The following is a 16,920-nucleotide window of genomic DNA, read 5'->3' as shown; positions in this document are numbered from 1 at the left end:
AAGGGGATAATCGACATGACCAAGCTCACCGGCGGCCTTCTGGCCGCTCTTCTGACCTGTGCCTCCACGACTGCGCTTGCCCAGTCCTCGTCGAGCGTACCGACGCCCGAGACGAGCGAGAACGACATCGTCGTCACCGCGCAGAAGCGCGAGCAGAAGGTCGAGGACGTGCCCGTCACCGTCTCCGCGCAGACCGGCGCGCGGATGGCGGACCTGGGCGTCAACTCGCTGTCGGATCTCGCGCTTTACGTGCCGGGCCTGCGTATCCAGGAACAGAGCGCCAACAATCCGGGCTTCGTGATCCGCGGCATCACGTCCGATTCCGGGTCGGCGCAGCAAGGCGCGCGCGTGACGCTATACTACAACGGCATCGACATCTCGCGGTCGCGCGGTGCGTATCAGGACTTGTACGATGTCGCCCGCGTCGAGGTGGTGAAGGGGCCGCAGGCGACACTGTTCGGCACCGCCGCCGCGATCGGTGCGGTCAGCATCATCTCCGCGCCGGCCGAGGCGGGGACATCGGCGGGTTTGACCGCGACCTATGGCAATTTCAACCGCACGCAGGCGTCGGGTTTCATCAACATCGGCAACGACACGCTCGCCGCGCGACTGGCGTTCGCGTACAAATATCGCGACGGCTATGTCCGCAACATCGCCGGCGATCCGACCATTCCCAATCAGAACCAGGGTCGGATCGATCAGGACGACCTGAACGGCCAGGACCAGCGCGGCATTCGCGGCTCGCTGCGCTGGCGGCCGAACGAGGCGGTGACGGCCAGCCTGGTCCTGACCTATGACGGCCAGCGCAATCCCGGCACCGCGTTCAGGTCGCGTGTCTTCGCGCCGACCGGCGGCCAGACCGGCGACTATGGCCGTGCCGAGCTGTCGGGCTCGCCGTTCAGCGCCGCCGTACTGGGCGACGCGCGGCTCGGGCTGACGCGCGACCTCTACGACGCCAACCTGACGGTGCAGGTCGACCTGTCGCCCGGCATCACCTTCACCACCGTCAACGGCTATCGCCGCTTCAACAGCAACGAGGTGTTCGACGCGGACGGCGGGCCGGCCTGGTATCTGGAGTTCGCGGAAGACGCGCGCGGCGACCAGTGGAGCCACGAGAGCCGCTTCGCCTTCGACGGGCCGAAATTTCGCGCGTCGTTCGGCTGGAACGCCTTTTTCGAAAACGGCTCGCAGCGGGTGCCCTTCTCGACCGAGGAAGGCACGTACATCGCGTGTTCGGTCGCACCCGCCTTCGCCGCGATCCGCACGGCACTGAACGGCGCCGGCATCCCGACCGGCACCGCCTGCGTCGCGGCGAACGGCACGATCCCCGCCACCCGCGCCACCGCCATCCTGACGCGCGGCGCGGCCACGCAGATCCCGTACAGCTCCGTGTTCTCGAACTTCGGCAACAACGACACCTATTCGGTGTTCGCCGACGCGACCTGGATTCCGACGCCGCGCCTGGAAGTCACCGCCGGCGCGCGCATCCTGATCGAGGACCGCCAATCGGGCTACAGCTCGATCCAGCCCAACTCCACGATCCTCGCCGCGCTGGGCGTGCGGACCAGCCTGCTCGGCACCGCCAGCACCGGCGGCGTTAAGTTCGTCGCGGAACGCTCGTTCACCGCCGTGCTGCCGCGCGTCAACGCGCTGTTGCGCGTCAGCGACGACGTCAACCTCTACGCGACGATCAGCAAGGGCCGCCGCAGCCCGATCGTCCAGCTCGCCGCGCGGGCGGGCACACCGGTCACCCCGAACCTTCAGATCGTGCCCAACGAGGTGGTGTGGAACTACGAAGCGGGCGTGAAGATCGGCACGCCGACGCTGTCGGCGACGCTGTCCGGATTCTACCAGACCTATAGCGGCTTTCAGGTGTCGGTCACCGACAGCGCCGGCGTGGTCACCACGCAGAGCGCGGGGTCGGCCAAGAACCCCGGTTTCGAGCTGGAGGCGACCTACCGCGTCATGCCCGTGCTGTCGCTGTTCGGCAGCTTCGCCTATCTCAACGGACGGATCGACCGCGGCAACAACGTGGCGCCGACCTATGCCGGCGCCCGTTTCCGCCTCCAGCCCGACTACACCGCGTCGCTCGGCGCCAGCCTGCGCGCGCCGGTGGCCGACAACGTCACCTTCTACGCGACGCCGTCGGCGACCTATCAGAGCAAGGTGTTCTTCGAGCTGCCCAATTCGGAGGCGATCAGCCAGGGCGGCTATACGCTGGTCAACCTGCGCGCCGGGATCGAGCTGGCGGACGGGCGCTATCGGATCGGCGGCTTCGCGCGCAACCTGACCAACAAGCGCTACCTGCTCGACGCCGGCAACACCGGCGGCGGCTTCGGCGACCCGACCTATATCGCGGGCGAGCCGCGTTTCTATGGCGTGGAGGTCGGTGCCAAGTTCTGACGCGGCCCGCTATTCGAGGTCGTTCTCGCTGACCACGATCATCGACTGGTCGCGATCGCGGGCGAGCGCGACCAGGGCTGCATCACTGATCGGATCGACATAGCGGTTGAACGTCTCGGCGGCGTCGCCCTCCGGCGCGTCGCCGGTCAGCGCCTCCAGCAGGTCGTAGCGGACGGCGAACTGGTACTCGTCGCCGTCGACCTCGCCCGCGAACTCCACTTGCTGCTCGTCGAGATTGTCGAAGATACTCGCATTGTCGATGTCGAGACGGTCGGCCATGTCGTTTCCTTGTGTGCGATCGGGGTATGCGGTGGCCCCAACCTTCGAGGTACGCGGGACGTTCCGTCGATCGAGGGGCGCCGCCCACGATCGTCGCAGGATCAGCCGGTCCAGCGGCGCGGCGGTCGCTGGTCTACCCGTCGCCGGGCGGTCGATCGCCGCCGGCCAGCACCGCCCGGATGTCGGCCGCCAGCGTCATCGGATCGAACGGCTTCGTCATGACGCCGGTCGCGCCGCGCGCGCGATAAAGGGCGACGTCGGCCTGCCGGGCCTTGGCGGTCATGAAGATCACCGGGATGTTGGCCGTCGCGGGCAGCCGCCCCAGCTGGTCCAGCAACGTCGGACCGTCCATCCCCGGCATCATCACGTCCAGCAGCGCCACGTCCGGGCGATAGCCGGCGGCGAGCATGTTCAGCGCTTCCCGCGCGGACGCCATCGCGCGCAGCGTGACGGCGGGATCGAGCGACAGCGCGAGCACCACGATCTCCCGGATATCGTCGTCGTCGTCGACGAACAGGATCGACAGCGGCTTCATGGGCCAGTCCCTCCCAATTCCAGGACGCGGCGGATCGTCGCCTTCAGGTCCGGGATCGAACCCCGCGCCTTGACCAGCACCGCATCCACCGATCGCGCCAGTTCGGGGGAGACGTCCTGGGCGGAGTAGATGATCGTCGGGATCGCCACACCGTCGGCATCGGTCAGGAACGGCAGCAGATCGAGCCCGGATCCGTTCGCGAGCTTCATGTCCAAAATCGCCACGTCGGGAGACGTTCGCTGCAGGATCGACCGGGCCGAGTCGAGATCGGTCGCCGTGACGATCCGCGCCTCCGGCTCCATCGCGGCGGCGACGACCTCCAGCAGGTCGCGATCGTCGTCCAGGTGCAGGATGATCGGTTGGCGGGCATTGGCTCTCGCCAGCGCAGACCGGATCGCGAGCGACAGGCGTCGCGGGTCGGCCGGCTTGTCGACCCGGTCGACCACGTCCAGAACCACCAGATCGTCGCCGCCGGTCGTCGCCCGCGCGACGACGACGATCGGCACATCGACCGGCGGGTCTCCGTCTCGGGCGGCCTGGGCGAAGGCGATGCCGCCTTCCTCCGGCAGGCTGATCCCGACCAGGATCGCGGTGTAGGTCCGCCGCGCGATCGCCGCGCGTGCCTCGTCGGCGGACCTGACCAGATCATAGGCGCATCCTTCCGCGGCGACGATCGCGATGAGCTGACGCGCCACCTCGTCGTCCTCCTCGCATACCAGTACCGCGGCCGCGCCCGGGTCGGCGCTCGCCGCACGACCTAGCAGCGGCACGGAAAAGGCGAACCGCGTACCGCCGCCGGCGCGATCCTCGAACCAGATCTTGCCGCCGTGACGGATCACGATCTCCCGCGAGATGGCGAGCCCCAGCCCGGTGCCGGTCGCGCCGTCGTCCGGCGTCGCCCGCTCGAAGCGACCGAATATCCGATCCCGGAAGGCCAGCGGCACACCCGCCCCCCGATCCTCGACCAGCACCGTCGCGGTTACCCCGTCGGAGACCACGCTCATGTCGAGCGTCGCACCGACCGCGCCGGCACGAATGCCGTTGGAGGCCAGGTTGGTGACGACCTGCAGCAGCCGGTCGTGGTCGCCCGCGATCACGACGGGCGCTGCGGGCTTGTGACAATCGATCGTCGCACCCTTGGCACGGGCCAGCCCCTCGCTCCCGACACAGGCTTGGTCCAGCACGGCGCGCAGGTCGATGGGCACCTGCTCGATCTCGAGCTTGCCCGACTCGATACGGTCGATGTCGAGCATGTCGTTGATCAACCGGATCAACCGGCGGCTGTTGTTTTCGGCGATTTCGACCAGGCGAGCGGCGGCGACAGGTATCTTGCCCGCCGCCCCGGCGCGCAGCAATCCCAGCGATCCGACCACCGAGGTCAATGGGGTGCGGAGTTCATGGCTGACGGTCGACATCAGGTCGCCCTTGAGCCGCTCGACCCGCTTGCGCTCGGAGATGTCGCGGAGCGACACAACGATATGCAGGCCACTGGGCAGAGCCATGACGCCCATCGCCACGTCCACCGCCACGGCGCGCCCGTCATGGTGGCGGACCAGCCGGTCGGGAAGGAACCCCTGGCGGAGCTGTCCGTCGACCAGTCCGACTCGCTGGTGGAAACTTCCTTCGGTGCGGGGGAGGTCGAGGATCGCGCCGATATCGCGCCCCTGCAGATCGGCGGGCGCATAGCCAAGCATCCGCGTGGCGGCGGCGTTGGTGCCTTCGACGGTGCCGCTTGGGTTGAGAGTCAGCAACGCATCGGTGGTGCTGTTCAGGATGGTGGCGTTGCGCTCGGCGGCTTCGAAGGCTTCGACCAGGGACGCATGACGTTGCTGCCGCAGACGCCAGATCGACGACAGCGCTATCAGGACGATCGCGACCAGCACCCCGATCACGATCAGCAGAATCCGCTGCAACTGGGCTCGATAAGCGAGATAGGCCGCGCGTCGCTCGGTCGTACGACGTTCCTCGGCCTCGGCCATCGCGCCGATCACGGTTCGCAGCCGATCCATGATTCGCTGTCCGGGCCCGTCGACCACGATCTGCAGCGCGCGCGCGCGTTCGCCGGCCCGTACCAGCTTGATGGTTCCGTCGAGTTCGGCGAACTTCAGCGCGACGAGCTGCCGGACGAGCGGCGGGTACGCGCTCGGGACCTTCGGGTCGGCGCGATCGGCGGCGTCGGCCAACCGTCGCTCGATATCGCGACGCGCGGGGTCGAACGGGGCGAGAAAGGCGGGATCGCCGGTTAGCAGATAGCCACGTTGAGCGGTCTCGGCATCCTTCAGCCGGGACAGGAGATGGAGCTGATCGATCCGGCGATCGTAAGATCGCACCAGTTGGGCACGGACCTGCTCCGATCGGCCGTATTCCGTTCGCAGCCAGCCGAAGAGGCCGATCAGGAACGCCGGCACGATCAGCGCGATCAGGAGGAAGCGCGCGGGCGACGGTGCCTGGACTCCATCGACCGGCGGGGTCATGCGCCGACCGACCCGATCAGCGGCTGGATCGCCAACAGCGCCTGGATGCGGTTGGTGACTCCCATCTTGCGGAAGATCGCGGTCAGGTGCGCCTTTACCGTCGCTTCGGTCACGTCCAGAACGCGCGCGATCTCCTTGTTCGAGCGGCCGTCGGTCAGCGCCATCAACACGCCGTGCTGTGCTGGTGACAAGTCGCCGATGCGGGCGCGGGCGGCGGCGATGGTCGCACTTGCAACGGTGTCGGCGGGAAAACTGGTTCGACCCGCGTCGACGTCGCGGAGACGCACGGCGATCGCATCGAGCGGCAGGCTCTTGAACAGATACCCCGCCGCGCCGAGCGCCTTCGCCGCTTCGACCAGTGACGGGTCCTCGCGCGCGGTGACCACCACGATGGGGGTCCGAGGATCGCGGAACTGCAAGGCGAGCAGACCCGAATAGCCACGCGCATCGGGAAGTTGGAAGTCGAGCAGTACCATGCGGAAACCTGCCCGGTTCTCCATCTCGACCGATGCTTCCGCGATCGAACCGACACAGATCGTCGTAATGCCCGGCATGGCGGATCTTGCGGCCAGAGCCAGCCCCTCACGGGTGAGCGGATGGTCATCCGCTATCAAGACACGTCCGCCCGTCTTCACCCCTTCGGCCGCTTATCGATGATCTACATGCTTCAGACCAACACGTTTCACTATCGATGTCGACTGTCTACAGCGATCATATAGATAATAGTCAGGAATATAGTGGAGTCCGGATCAATCCCGCCACTCGCGCTGATCGTCGACGACGAGCCGATCAATCGCGAGTTCGCCGCCAAAGTCCTTTCGGCGACCGGTTGGGCCATCGCCACCGCCGCCAGCGGTGAGGAGGCACTGGCGATGCTCTCCTTGCGCCCGGCCCTTATTCTCATGGACCTGTGCATGGACGGAATGACCGGCTTCAAGGCGGCGGCGGCGATCCGTGGGCGGGAAGGTGCGGAGGCATCGGTGCCGATCGTCGCCTTTACGACCACACGCGTCGCCGATGTGGCACTGCTCCACGCCGACGGATTCGACGGTCTGCTGCCCAAGCCCTGCACGCCGGACGAGCTGACCGCGACCGCGGCACGCTGGCGGCCCGATGGCGCGGTCGACGTGCTCGATCGACTGGAAGAAGGACTAGGCGTCGCGGAGATCGGCGCGATGACGCTGCGGTTCCGCGACCTGCTGATGAAAGGCATCGTGGCCCTGGACGGTGAGGACGATATGGCGGGTCTGGCCCATCGGATCGCCGGAATCGCCGGGACGCTTGGCTTCGCCGCCGTCGGTCACGCATGGCTCGCCTTGTCGCACGGAAAGAACGATGCCGTGCGCGGCGCGCGCCGCGAAGCACGGCGGGCGATCGCCGCGATCGATCGGCGACGAAACGCGGACCGGGATGCGACTTCGGTCTAAGATCGGGAACCTGCCACCAGCCCGTAAGGATAACTTTACCGCCCGCGACGAGGCCCCCCTGTGAACGACAACAGGGATATCGACATGGCCAAGCTATCCGCAACACTGATCCGCTCGCTCATCGGCGCCGCCGTCGCCACATCGCTGCTGTCCGCCACGCCTGCCGCGGCCGACAGCGCCGCCGGCACCATCGGCGTGTCGCTCAACGTCACCAACGCCTGTGTGGTCAACGGCGCCACGCAGCTTCAGACGAACGCCGGAACGCTGGGCGACATCGCCTTCGCCGATCAGCCGGGTATCTTCGGCAATGTCGACGGCCAGCTGGTCGGCACGCTGGGCACCTTGCAAGTGCAGTGCTCGCCGGGCGTCACCCCGCAGCTCACCGTCGGCTCCGGCGCGAACGACGCCGCCGGCAAGCGGCGGATGGCGTCCAACGGCAACACGCTCGACTATCGCCTGTTCAGCGACGCCCAGCGCACCAGCGAGCTTACCATCGGCAGCCGGATCTCACTGGGCACGGCGACGACCTCGCCCTTTACCGTGCCGATCTACGCGCGCGTGAACAGCGGCGGCGCCGTGATCGCGGCCGGGCGGTACACCGACACCGTCCAGGTCACGTTGACCTGGTGAGCGCGGTGCACGCGCGCGAAGCCGCCCTGGCCGCGGTGCTGGTGCTGGGCGCCGCGACCCCGGCGGCGGCGGAGACCGGCAAGTCGATCGACGTAACGGCACAGATCGTCGCCGGCTGTCTGGTCGCCGCCGATACCGGCGGCCGCTGGGGCACGATCGATCTCGGCACGGTCGCGGGCGTGGCGGGCACGGGCGCGACGGCGACGCTGATTTCCACGGCCGGCGCCGGCATCGCGGTCGAGTGCACGCCCGGCATGTCGGCCACCCTGGCGGCGGACAACGGCGATCATCCGGCGGCGGGCGACCGTTTCCTCCAGCGCGCCGGCAGTGCCGGGACGATCCGCTATCAGCTCTTTGCCGACGGCGCGTCGATCCCGTGGTCCGTCCCGCTGCCGCTCGCCTTCGTCGGCGGCAGGCGCGCCATCCCGATCCGCGCCGTCGCCACTCTGTCGGGGCCGACCGCCGCCGGCACCTACACCGACACCGTCCGCGTCACCCTTACCTGGTGACCGGGCGCAGGAGTTTCCCATGCGCCGCTTCAGCCTGCTCTTCCTGCTCGGTTGTCTGCCGGGCATCGCCCATGCCTCCGCCGTCGTGATCTGGCCGGTCGATCCGGTCATCAGGGCCGGCGAGCAGGCGTCGGCGCTGTGGCTGGAGAACAAGGGCGGCGAGCCGATCACGTTGCAGGTCCGCACGCTCGGCTGGTCGCAGCCGGATGGCGAGGATCGGCTCGATCGCCAGGATGCGATCGTCGCCAGCCCGCCGATCGCGACGGTGGCGCCGGGCGCGCGTCAGCTCGTCCGGATCATCCGCCGCGTTCGCGGTACGGCGCCGGAGGCGAGCTATCGGCTGGTGATCGACGAGCTGCCCAAGCCGCCAGACGTCGGAGCGGCGGGTGCCATGCAGGCGCGGCTTGCGGTCCAGATGCGCTACTCGGTCCCGCTGTTCGCGCTGACCGGACCGGTCGGCGCGCCGCAGCTCGATACGCGGATCGTCACCCATGGCGCGGCGCGTGTCCTGCTGATCCGCAACGCGGGCGCGGCGCACGCTCGCCTGACGGACCTGCGCCTGCTGGATCGCGGCCGCGAGATCGTCGTCAAGGCGGGGCTGGCCGGCTACGTCCTGCCGGGCGCCACCCTGGCGCTACCCTTGCCCGCCGGCCAGGTCGGCACGGTGAGGGTCCGCGTAAACGGCATCGACCAAGTGCTCGGCAACCAGGCCTGACCACCGGCAGGGTCGGACGCATGCGCGCCCTTCTGTTTCTCGCCCTGCTGTTGCTGCCCTGGGCACCGGCGGTGGCGGCGGACGACCGCGCGGAGGCCCGAACGGCGGCGGCCCTGCCCACGACACTGTTCGTGGAGCTGGTCGTCAACGGTCAGGCCGGTGGCGCGTTGGCCGGCATGGTGCAGGACGGCGAGCGCCTGCTGGTCGATACCGAAGAACTGCGGCAAGCCGGGATCGCAGTGCCGCAGACCGGCGCGGTCGACGTCGCGCACTGGCCCGGCGTTCGCGCCACCTATGATGTCGCGGGTCAGCGGCTGCTGATCGACGTTCCGCCGGCGCTGCTGCCGACGCGGCGGATCAATGCTCCGACCACCGATCCGACGGCCACCCTCGTCGACACCGGCGCGCTGCTTAACTACGATCTGTACGTCCAGCGGGCGAACCGCCGGACGGTGGCGTCGCTGTGGACAGAGCAGCGCGTGTTCGGACGGTTCGGCACCATCGCCAATACCGGTATCGCGAGCACCGGTTCCCGGCGCGGCTACACCCGACTCGACACGCGCTACGGCTGGGTCGACGAAGGCCGCGCGATCGAGGTGAACGCAGGCGACCTCATCACCCGCGCGCTCGCCTGGACCGGGGCGGTGAGGATCGGCGGCGTCCAGCTGGCCCGCGATTTCGCCCTGAGACCCGACCTCATCACCGTGCCGCTGCCCAGCTTCGCCGGCGAGGCCGCGGTGCCGACCGGCGTCGACCTGTTCATCAACGGCTATCGCCAGACGAGCGCCGCCGTCGCGCCGGGCCGCTTCGTGCTCGACTCCGTGCCGGTCGTGAACGGCGCCGGCGAGGCGCGCATCGTCACCACCGATGCGGTCGGGCGCGAGATCGCGACGGTTATTCCGTTCTATGTCGCGCCCGAACTGCTGCGACCGGGCCTGACCGACTTCAGCATCGAAGCGGGTGTGCTGCGGCACGGCTATGGCCGCAGCAGTTTCGACTATCGGCGCGCGGTCGTGTCCGGCTCGATCCGGCGCGGCTTCAGCCGGAGCCTGACGCTGTCGGCGCATACGGAGGTCACGCCGGGCCTGGTCGGCGCCGGCGCGGGTGCCGCCTGGTCGCCGGGACGCTGGGGCGCGGTCAGCGGATCGCTGCTGGTGAGCCGGACCGCGCGGACGACCGGGACGCAAGTGACCGCTGGCTATACCTATACGTCCAGCAGCTTTTCGATCGGGGCGGACCATGTCGAACGAAGCGGGGGCTTCACCGATCTCGGCGGCTTCGATCTTGGCCGGTATGCGGGCAGCCGCCGCAGCGATCGAGTGAGCGTCAGCATGCCCGTGCGCGGCGTCGGCAGCCTCGGCGCGGGCTATGTCTCGGCACGCCAGCGCGACGGCCTGCGGTTCGATCTGGCCTCCGTCTCCCTCTCGCTCCCGCTCGGCAGTCGCACGTCGGCATTCGTCGCGGTCGATCACGACCTGCGGCGCCGGTTCAGCATGCAGGCGAGGATCGTGATCCCCTTCGGCCGCAGCACGATCGCGAGCGCCGGGGTCGCCCGCGATCCGGACGGCGGCGTGCGTGTGCAGGCGAGTGCCGCACGATCGATCCCGAGCGATGGCGGGTTCGGTTTCGCCACCGACCTCGCGCGCACCGCTCAGGGACGATTTCTGGGGCAGGCGAGCGCCGGCGGACGGGGAGAAATGGTCCAGGTCGACGGCGGCGTGGCCTCCAGCGGCGACGCAACCTCGGTCTGGGGCAGCGTGACGGGCTCGCTCGCGCTGATGCATGGCCGCGTCTATGCGAAAAACGCCTTGCCCGGATCGTTCGCGGTCGTGTCGACCGGGCTGGCCGGCGTTCCCGTCTATTACGAGAACCAGCCGATGGGTCGCACCGACCGCAGCGGGCATCTGTTCGTGCCCAACGTCACCGCCAATCATGCCGGCAGCTTCGCGATCGATCCGGTGCGCCTGCCGGTCGGCGCGATCGCGGAACGCACCGAAACCCGCGCGGCGCTGCGCGCCGGAACCGGCGCGGTGATCGACCTGCCGGTACGCTATCATCTCAGCGTGACGGCGCGCTTGGTCGATGGCGTGGGCGCGCCGCTGGTGCCGGGCACCGTCGCGACGCTGAACGGGCAGGCGAAGGCGATCGTCGGGTGGGACGGTGTGCTGCTGATCGAGGCAATGACGGGCCGGATCGACGTCGACGCCCGCGGTGCCGACGGCCGGGCGTGTCACGGCTCGGCGGAGGTGCCGGCCGATACCGGCCCGCTCGCCGACATCGGCACGGTGACCTGCCGATAAACGGCAGCCCACCAGGACGAGCCTACCTGCCCGGCGCGTCAGAAGCTGATGACGACCTGCACCTGATCGGTGTAGCTGCCCGCCGCGGGTGTCGCCTGCGCCGGATTGATCCTGGCCACATAGGACTGGACCTGGCTGGGCGTGACGCCGCCGGTGCCCGCCACAGCCGCCGCCAGCGGATTGCTCTCGTCCCAGATCGTCGCGCCGTCAGGGCGATAGAGATTGTACTGGAGGGCGTGCCCCGCCCCGTCGCTCATCGTCCGCCACGGCCGCGCCGAGGCGTTGCGCCCGGCGGAAAACGCGACCTTGTAGGTGGTGCCCCGCGTGCAATCGACCAGTACCGATCGGGTGACCGGCTGGAACTGCGACACCAACGGCGCGGAACCGAACGACAGGTCCGGTGCCGCGATGCGGCAGTCGCTGCCGACCACCAGCGTCACGTCGACCGTGGTAGTGACGCGACCGCGCTCATAGAGGACACAGACTCCCGCCACCTGGACGCCGTTGCAGATCGAATAGTCCCAAACGACCGTCAGCCGATCCTTGTAGGTGCCGGCGGGAAGGTTGGGCGCGCTCGTCAGCCGCGCGTGCAGCGGCGCCGTATAGCTGGTGGCGCTGCCGAACCCGAGCAGCGACACCAGGGTGACGTTCATATAATCGACGGTCCCGCCCTGCGTGAAAGTCTGGGTGGCGCCGGAGTCGGCGGACACGGCATAGGTGATCGCATCACCCGTCGGCGCGACCAGCCGGAAATCGTTGGCGCTGGTAATCGTCGCCCGCGCATAGCTGCCGCCGAGCACGCTCAAGGCCGTACCAGTGCACGACAGGCCGGCCGATCCCGCCACCGACGGCACCGTGCCGCCACGTACATCGTAGGACGTCGACGGTGCCAGCGTCAGCGCGGTCGACGACGTGGTGCAGCCGGCGCTCGCGGGCGACGCGAACCCGAGCGACAACACGGCCACGCCGACCCCGTAGGCAAGGACGCGGGGGATCGACGCGCGAACGGAGAACGGCTTGCGGCTCACCCAGACAGGGTTCCCGGTTCCGCCCTAGCAAGAGGTTTATGCGCCGGCGATCCCGGTCGCGATTAGACCGAAGTCGCACGGCGCGGCCCGGTTACCGCTCCCCGGCCATCGGCGAAATCATTGCCGCCCTGGCCGCGGCGAACGGCTGCGACAGGATGTCGAACACGGTCGTGCCGATCAGCAGCGCCACCACGACGGCGCCGACGCCGAACACGGCGAACTGCGCGCGCCTGCCATGGCGGACGCTGCGTTCCGCGTCCGGTACGACGCGGGGCCGGTGTCGCCGTTCCGGCTCGCCGCCCGCTCGCACGCTGTCAGCGACGTCGGGCCGCGCGATGATCGCCTCGACGTCCAGCCGATCCTGCGTGTGGAGCCCGAAGGTTCGGCCCTTGCGCCACACCGCGCGTCCGATCATCGCATGCGCGCCGCGACGAACCTCGACATAGGTGCCGCGCTCTACCGGGTGGGCGCTCTGGATCATCAGCCCGCGCGACGAGAGGTTGCGGATCGAGACGTCCACCCAGCCGCCGTCCAGACGCATCCGGGCCGGCAGCACCACCCGTCGACGTATTTCCCGATTTCGCACGGTATCCTCCTCGAAGCTGTTGAGAAGTCGCGCGATGTGATGAGCGGGTCGTTACGATGGCACGGCCGACGGCGGAACTTCGACCATCGTCTTAGGCAATGATGCAGTTCTAATCGCGTACCGGACGGGACGGCACCGTACGGCCGCTGCCGATCTGATCCGAAGAGGCACGATACCCGCCGGATGCCACTCCAGCCGGCAGAAGATGACTGGCCCCGAACAACCACGCTTCGGCATCGTCCGGCCGGTCGAAATAGGCGGCTTCCCGGCCGGCTGCGGCGCGTTTCACCTGCGTCCTGGAAAGCGAGGAGCCCGCGACGATCGCCAGGCGGCTCGAACGGTAGCCCGGTTCCGCGAAGATGGCCTGGAAGTCCGCCACCCGCCCTTGCGCCTGAACCTTCATGTCGCGAATATCGACGATCATGACATGCTGGTTGGGTGCCGCGTCCAAGGTCGCCAACGCCTGTTCCAGCCCGGCCCTGAAGCACGCGACGTCCGGCGCGTCGAAGAACCCGCCCATCTCGACGCGGATCAGGCTGCGGCACGCATCCACCGCGAACAGGAAGCTCGACTGCATCCGTTCCTGATCGGCTGAACCGATTACCAGATGATTGCGTCTGCGACCAAGGTCGAACGATCGCGGATCATCGGTGCGACCGCCGGGGCCTGGCGACCCTCATCAAGGGTCAGTCCTGCATCGCCCTCCTCACGGCACTTGCCGTCAGGTTCAGGCGCTCGCGATCGGGACCGACTTCTTGCAGCAGGTCTCGTGCCTGCTGCGCGCTGATGCGATGCTTCGCGGCGAGGTAATTGGCGCTGTACCCCTCCCCCGTGGCGCAGCCCATGCTGTACCCACGGCCACGTTCCGCCTTGCCGTCCGTCATCGACTTGCTCCATGAACCCGGCATCGGCGCCAGGGGATATCGGCAAGCTACGATGCGACTGCTTTTTCGGATGCGCGTCGCCACGCCATTTTGTGCAGGCGCCGCAGGAATGGCGTCACGCCGGGATTTCCATCCGTGAAGGTCTTCTTCGACGGCGGCTGCCGAGGCAAGGCGGGCGTGATGGAGGTCGCGGTCGTGGCGGGTGGGCGAACGACGGTCGTGCCCGACCTGGGTCACGGCACCAGCAGCGATGCCGAGTGGCTGGCGCTGATCCAGGCGCTCACCGTCGCGCGAGCGGCGGGCTGGACGGAGGTCGTGTTGATCGGGGACGCCGCCGACGTGATCGCGAAAGCCAGAGGCGAGCTGAAATGCCGGGGCGCCGAGGCGGCGCACCTCGCCGCGTTTCGGGGGCTGGTGGGCGATGTGCCGCCGCCGCGGATCAGGTGGATCAAGCGCACGCAGAACCTCGCCGGGATCGCGCTCGCCCGACGGCACGCCCGGTGACGCTGATCCTGTTCAACAAGCCCTACGGCGTGCTGTGCCAGTTCACCGACCGGACGACGACCGGCGCCCGTCCGACGCTGTCGGCCTATGTCGATACGCCGGGCGTCTATCCGGCCGGGCGGCTGGATCTCGATAGCGAAGGGTTGCTGCTGCTGACGGACGACGGCGCGCTTCAGGCGCGGATCGCCGATCCGCGCTACAAGCTGCCCAAGGTCTATCTCGCCCAGGTCGAGGGCGAAGTCGCGGCGGCCGGTGTCGAAGCGCTCCGGCATGGCGTCCGCCTGAAGGACGGGATGACCCGCCCCGCGGGAGTCGAGCGCATCGCCGACCCCGACCTGTGGCCGCGCGATCCGCCCGTCCGCTTTCGCAAGACGGTCCCGGATTGCTGGCTCAAGCTGACTCTGCACGAGGGCAGGAACCGGCAGGTGCGCCGGATGACGGCCGCCGTGGGACATCCGACCCTGCGGCTGGTGCGGTGGAGCGTCGGTGGCTGGACGCTGGACGGGATCGCGCCGGGCGAAAGCCGGCTCGCGCCATCGACACCCGATCAGGCACGGTCCCGCTCACCCGCGCATAGGTGAATGCACCTTCGTCAAACATCGACGAGGTGATCGGCCGCAGGTTCACGCCGCCTGATCCCCGCGGCCGTGCCGCTGGCGAGCGGCGCTCGCCGATACGACGGGCAGCCCGGCGGCGGCGCTGGCGTTCCCCGCCGCCTGCCATGCCATTATCCTGGGCTATGGCCTTTACCCGCGCCGGCCGTTAGCCGTGGGCGGGGAATGACTCCAGGCCAGCTCAGCACGCTCTTCTTCCTTCAGCTGTTCGCGATCGTCGGGGCGGCGCGGAGCATCGGCTGGTTCGGCCGGCGCTTTCTAGGCCAGCCGCAGGTAGTGGGCGAGATGATCGCGGGCGTCGTGCTGGGGCCGTCGTTGTTCGGCCTGCTGTTCCCCGAATGGCAGGCGGCGCTGTTCCCCAAGGACACCAAGGGCATCCTGTACGTCGGCGCGCAGCTGGGCGTCGGCCTCTATATGTTTCTCGTGGGACTTGGGTTCGAGACCGCGCACTTCCGTGCCCACCGGCGCAGCGCGGCCGCGGTGTCGCTGTCCGGCATGGCCGCGCCCTTCCTGATGGCGGTGCTCATCACGCCCTGGTTGATGCGCTTGCCGGGCCTGTATGCACCGACCCTGACGACCGTGCAGGCGACGCTGTTCACGGGTGCCTGCATCTCCATCACCGCCTTTCCGATGCTCGCACGGATCATCCACGAACGCGGTCTCACGGGTTCGTCGCTCGGCGGCCTGTCGTTGTCGGCCGGCGCGATCGACGATGCGGGCGCGTGGGCGGTGCTGGCGATCGTGCTCGCGACCTTCGGCGACGGTGCCGGGGTCGCGATCAAGGCGATCGGCGGCGGCATCTTGTTCGCCGTGCTGGTGCTTGGCTTCGGCCCCAGGCTGCTGGCGCCGTTCGGGCGTGCGGTGGAGCGCGCGGGGCGGCTGAGCCAAGCCCATCTCGGTCTTGCACTGATGCTGTTCCTGCTCGCCGCCTTTGCGATGGACTGGGTCGGAATGCATGCGGTGTTCGGCGGCTTCCTGCTCGGCGTGGTGATGCCGAGGGGGCGGTTGTCGCAAGATCTGCGGCAACAGCTCGAACCCTTCACCGTCGCGCTACTGCTGCCGATGTTCTTCACCTATTCGGGCCTCAACACCCAGCTCGGGCTGGTGATGGAGCCGTCGTTGCTGCTCGTCGCGCTGGCGATCCTCGCCGCGTCCGTGCTGGGCAAGTTCGGCGCCTGCTGGGCGGCTGCCCGGCTGACCGGCCAGGACAACCGGACCGCGCTAGGCATCGGGGCGCTGATGAACGCGCGCGGGCTGATGGAGCTCATCATCATCAACATCGGCCTGCAGCGCGGCATCATCGGACCGGCGCTCTTTTCGATACTGGTGCTCATGGCGGTGGTCACCACGCTGATGGCGTCGCCATTGTTCGCAGTCGTCCATGACCGCGATCTTCGTGACGAGCGCCGGCGGCAGACAACTAGCTAGTTGGAAAGCGCTTTCCCGTTCCGTCTGCTTCTGCGGGCATCGTTTACGACGGGGACGAGGGTCGGCTCAGCGAAGCGTCCTTCCTCAATGATTTCGCGGGTGACGTGCCGCGCGATCGCGCGCGCATATTGTACGCAGTCCAGCAACCGTTCCGCCGGGCGCTCGTTGCCGAAAAAACGACAATTGCGGCGTGGCGGTCCAAGCCAAGCTATTACGCTGTATCGACAGAGGACCGCACCATCGATCCCGCTTTCGAGCGTTTCATGGCGAAGCGGATGAAAGCCCATACCATCGAACTTCGCTCGAGCCATCTATCGCCGGTCTCGCATTCGCGAGAGATCAGCGACCTCATCAGTCTGGCAGCGTCCCGTGCTTAGGGGTCGCGCAAACGACCTGTCGTCACGACACTGCGGACGTGTGCCTCACGCCGTTGCCGGCGGCCCGGCAGCCGAAAGACGGCAAATGGGCGCGAGGGTCGCACGTGGTTCGCGTGGTTCGACAACCCGGAAAAATCGATGACCATACCCGATCTGAATGGCCGGAGTGGCATGCGTCAATCCAGGATCGACGTTCCTGATCATGTCATTCGTCGTATTCTCGACCG

At 68.4% G+C, this 16,920-nt stretch carries 19 protein-coding genes; 10 read left to right on the top strand and 9 right to left on the bottom strand.

Going from position 1 to position 16,920, the window contains the following annotated elements; translation table 11 throughout:
• The first annotated feature begins 15 nt into the window (after nt 1-15).
• Nucleotides 16-2,403 carry a TonB-dependent receptor gene (locus ACOFKS_RS01885; protein WP_419807556.1) on the top strand — a complete coding sequence of 796 codons (2,388 nt, stop codon included), beginning with the start codon at nt 16-18 and terminating at the stop codon, nt 2,401-2,403.
• Between the two features lie 9 nt (nt 2,404-2,412).
• Here ACOFKS_RS01885 and ACOFKS_RS01880 read toward each other — a convergent pair whose 3' ends face one another.
• The 4 genes from ACOFKS_RS01880 to ACOFKS_RS01865 all read right to left on the bottom strand — a co-directional run bounded on the left by ACOFKS_RS01880 (nt 2,413) and on the right by ACOFKS_RS01865 (nt 6,326).
• Nucleotides 2,413-2,682 (bottom strand): DUF1488 family protein, encoded by a 270-nt coding sequence (locus tag ACOFKS_RS01880; RefSeq protein WP_419807555.1) that lies wholly within the window; start codon nt 2,680-2,682, stop codon nt 2,413-2,415.
• 133 nt (nt 2,683-2,815) lie between these two features.
• Complete coding sequence (locus ACOFKS_RS01875) at nt 2,816-3,217, bottom strand: response regulator (protein ID WP_419807554.1); 402 nt, start codon at nt 3,215-3,217, stop codon at nt 2,816-2,818.
• On the bottom strand, nt 3,214-5,691 hold the full coding sequence (locus tag ACOFKS_RS01870; RefSeq protein ID WP_419807553.1) for a CHASE3 domain-containing protein: 2,478 nt from the start codon (nt 5,689-5,691) through the stop codon (nt 3,214-3,216). The genes ACOFKS_RS01875 and ACOFKS_RS01870 overlap by 4 nt, the downstream gene beginning before the upstream one ends.
• Complete coding sequence (locus ACOFKS_RS01865; RefSeq protein WP_419807552.1) at nt 5,688-6,326, bottom strand: response regulator transcription factor; 639 nt, start codon at nt 6,324-6,326, stop codon at nt 5,688-5,690. The genes ACOFKS_RS01870 and ACOFKS_RS01865 overlap by 4 nt, the downstream gene beginning before the upstream one ends.
• A gap of 102 nt (nt 6,327-6,428) precedes the next feature.
• Here ACOFKS_RS01865 and ACOFKS_RS01860 point away from each other — a divergent pair, with 102 nt between their 5' ends.
• The 5 genes from ACOFKS_RS01860 (at nt 6,429) to ACOFKS_RS01840 (ending at nt 11,272) form a co-directional block, all read left to right on the top strand.
• On the top strand, nt 6,429-7,118 hold the full coding sequence (locus ACOFKS_RS01860) for a response regulator (RefSeq protein ID WP_419807551.1): 690 nt from the start codon (nt 6,429-6,431) through the stop codon (nt 7,116-7,118).
• Nucleotides 7,119-7,202: 84 nt separating this feature from the next.
• On the top strand, nt 7,203-7,748 hold the full coding sequence (locus tag ACOFKS_RS01855; protein ID WP_419807550.1) for a spore coat U domain-containing protein: 546 nt from the start codon (nt 7,203-7,205) through the stop codon (nt 7,746-7,748).
• Nucleotides 7,745-8,257, top strand: a complete 513-nt coding sequence (locus ACOFKS_RS01850; protein ID WP_419807549.1) for a spore coat U domain-containing protein — start codon at nt 7,745-7,747, stop codon at nt 8,255-8,257. Before ACOFKS_RS01855 ends, ACOFKS_RS01850 begins: the two co-directional genes overlap by 4 nt.
• A gap of 19 nt (nt 8,258-8,276) precedes the next feature.
• Nucleotides 8,277-8,972, top strand: a complete 696-nt coding sequence (locus ACOFKS_RS01845; protein WP_419807548.1) for a molecular chaperone — start codon at nt 8,277-8,279, stop codon at nt 8,970-8,972.
• 20 nt (nt 8,973-8,992) lie between these two features.
• Entirely contained in the window at nt 8,993-11,272 is a 2,280-nt protein-coding gene (locus tag ACOFKS_RS01840) for a fimbria/pilus outer membrane usher protein (RefSeq protein ID WP_419807547.1), read from the top strand.
• A gap of 38 nt (nt 11,273-11,310) precedes the next feature.
• On the opposite strand, the gene ACOFKS_RS01835 is transcribed toward ACOFKS_RS01840, so the two are convergent.
• The 4 genes from ACOFKS_RS01835 to ACOFKS_RS01820 form a co-directional block, all read right to left on the bottom strand.
• Nucleotides 11,311-12,300 (bottom strand): spore coat U domain-containing protein, encoded by a 990-nt coding sequence (locus tag ACOFKS_RS01835; RefSeq protein WP_419807546.1) that lies wholly within the window; start codon nt 12,298-12,300, stop codon nt 11,311-11,313.
• Between the two features lie 91 nt (nt 12,301-12,391).
• Nucleotides 12,392-12,886, bottom strand: coding sequence for a PilZ domain-containing protein (locus tag ACOFKS_RS01830; RefSeq protein WP_419807545.1), 495 nt, complete (start codon nt 12,884-12,886; stop codon nt 12,392-12,394).
• 109 nt (nt 12,887-12,995) lie between these two features.
• The gene (locus ACOFKS_RS01825) at nt 12,996-13,439 is read right to left on the bottom strand and encodes a hypothetical protein (RefSeq protein ID WP_419807544.1); all 444 of its coding nucleotides are present in this window, start codon (nt 13,437-13,439) and stop codon (nt 12,996-12,998) included.
• A 133-nt stretch (nt 13,440-13,572) separates the two neighbouring features.
• The gene (locus ACOFKS_RS01820; protein ID WP_419807543.1) at nt 13,573-13,770 is read right to left on the bottom strand and encodes a DUF3606 domain-containing protein; all 198 of its coding nucleotides are present in this window, start codon (nt 13,768-13,770) and stop codon (nt 13,573-13,575) included.
• 135 nt (nt 13,771-13,905) lie between these two features.
• Between ACOFKS_RS01820 and ACOFKS_RS01815 the strand changes: the two genes are divergently transcribed.
• The 4 genes from ACOFKS_RS01815 (at nt 13,906) to ACOFKS_RS01800 (ending at nt 16,693) form a co-directional block, all read left to right on the top strand.
• Nucleotides 13,906-14,274 (top strand): reverse transcriptase-like protein, encoded by a 369-nt coding sequence (locus ACOFKS_RS01815; protein ID WP_419807542.1) that lies wholly within the window; start codon nt 13,906-13,908, stop codon nt 14,272-14,274.
• On the top strand, nt 14,271-14,855 hold the full coding sequence (locus ACOFKS_RS01810) for a pseudouridine synthase (protein WP_419807541.1): 585 nt from the start codon (nt 14,271-14,273) through the stop codon (nt 14,853-14,855). The genes ACOFKS_RS01815 and ACOFKS_RS01810 overlap by 4 nt, the downstream gene beginning before the upstream one ends.
• Before the next feature lie 198 nt (nt 14,856-15,053).
• The gene (locus ACOFKS_RS01805; RefSeq protein WP_419807540.1) at nt 15,054-16,316 is read left to right on the top strand and encodes a cation:proton antiporter; all 1,263 of its coding nucleotides are present in this window, start codon (nt 15,054-15,056) and stop codon (nt 16,314-16,316) included.
• 38 nt (nt 16,317-16,354) lie between these two features.
• On the top strand, nt 16,355-16,693 hold the full coding sequence (locus tag ACOFKS_RS01800; RefSeq protein WP_419807581.1) for an alpha/beta fold hydrolase: 339 nt from the start codon (nt 16,355-16,357) through the stop codon (nt 16,691-16,693).
• Between the two features lie 45 nt (nt 16,694-16,738).
• Here ACOFKS_RS01800 and ACOFKS_RS01795 read toward each other — a convergent pair.
• Nucleotides 16,739-16,920, bottom strand: a 182-nt coding sequence (locus tag ACOFKS_RS01795; RefSeq protein ID WP_419807539.1) for a hypothetical protein, incomplete at its 5' end; no start/stop codon positions are given.

It is taken from the genome of Sphingomonas sp. (genome assembly GCF_965200135.1).
Taxonomy (GTDB): domain Bacteria; phylum Pseudomonadota; class Alphaproteobacteria; order Sphingomonadales; family Sphingomonadaceae; genus Sphingomonas.
This window is presented reverse-complemented; position numbering and strand designations above follow the sequence as displayed.

Excerpts from the sequence above, each read along its gene's own strand:
- ACOFKS_RS01885 (WP_419807556.1), top strand. The coding sequence starts at position 16 with ATGACCAAGCTCACCGGCGGCCTTCTGGCCGCTCTTCTGACCTGTGCC.
- ACOFKS_RS01880 (WP_419807555.1), bottom strand. The coding sequence starts at position 2,682 with ATGGCCGACCGTCTCGACATCGACAATGCGAGTATCTTCGACAATCTC.
- ACOFKS_RS01875 (WP_419807554.1), bottom strand. The coding sequence starts at position 3,217 with ATGAAGCCGCTGTCGATCCTGTTCGTCGACGACGACGACGATATCCGG.
- ACOFKS_RS01870 (WP_419807553.1), bottom strand. The coding sequence starts at position 5,691 with ATGACCCCGCCGGTCGATGGAGTCCAGGCACCGTCGCCCGCGCGCTTC.
- ACOFKS_RS01855 (WP_419807550.1), top strand. The coding sequence starts at position 7,203 with ATGGCCAAGCTATCCGCAACACTGATCCGCTCGCTCATCGGCGCCGCC.
- ACOFKS_RS01845 (WP_419807548.1), top strand. The coding sequence starts at position 8,277 with ATGCGCCGCTTCAGCCTGCTCTTCCTGCTCGGTTGTCTGCCGGGCATC.
- ACOFKS_RS01840 (WP_419807547.1), top strand. The coding sequence starts at position 8,993 with ATGCGCGCCCTTCTGTTTCTCGCCCTGCTGTTGCTGCCCTGGGCACCG.
- ACOFKS_RS01820 (WP_419807543.1), bottom strand. The coding sequence starts at position 13,770 with ATGACGGACGGCAAGGCGGAACGTGGCCGTGGGTACAGCATGGGCTGC.
- ACOFKS_RS01805 (WP_419807540.1), top strand. The coding sequence starts at position 15,054 with ATGACTCCAGGCCAGCTCAGCACGCTCTTCTTCCTTCAGCTGTTCGCG.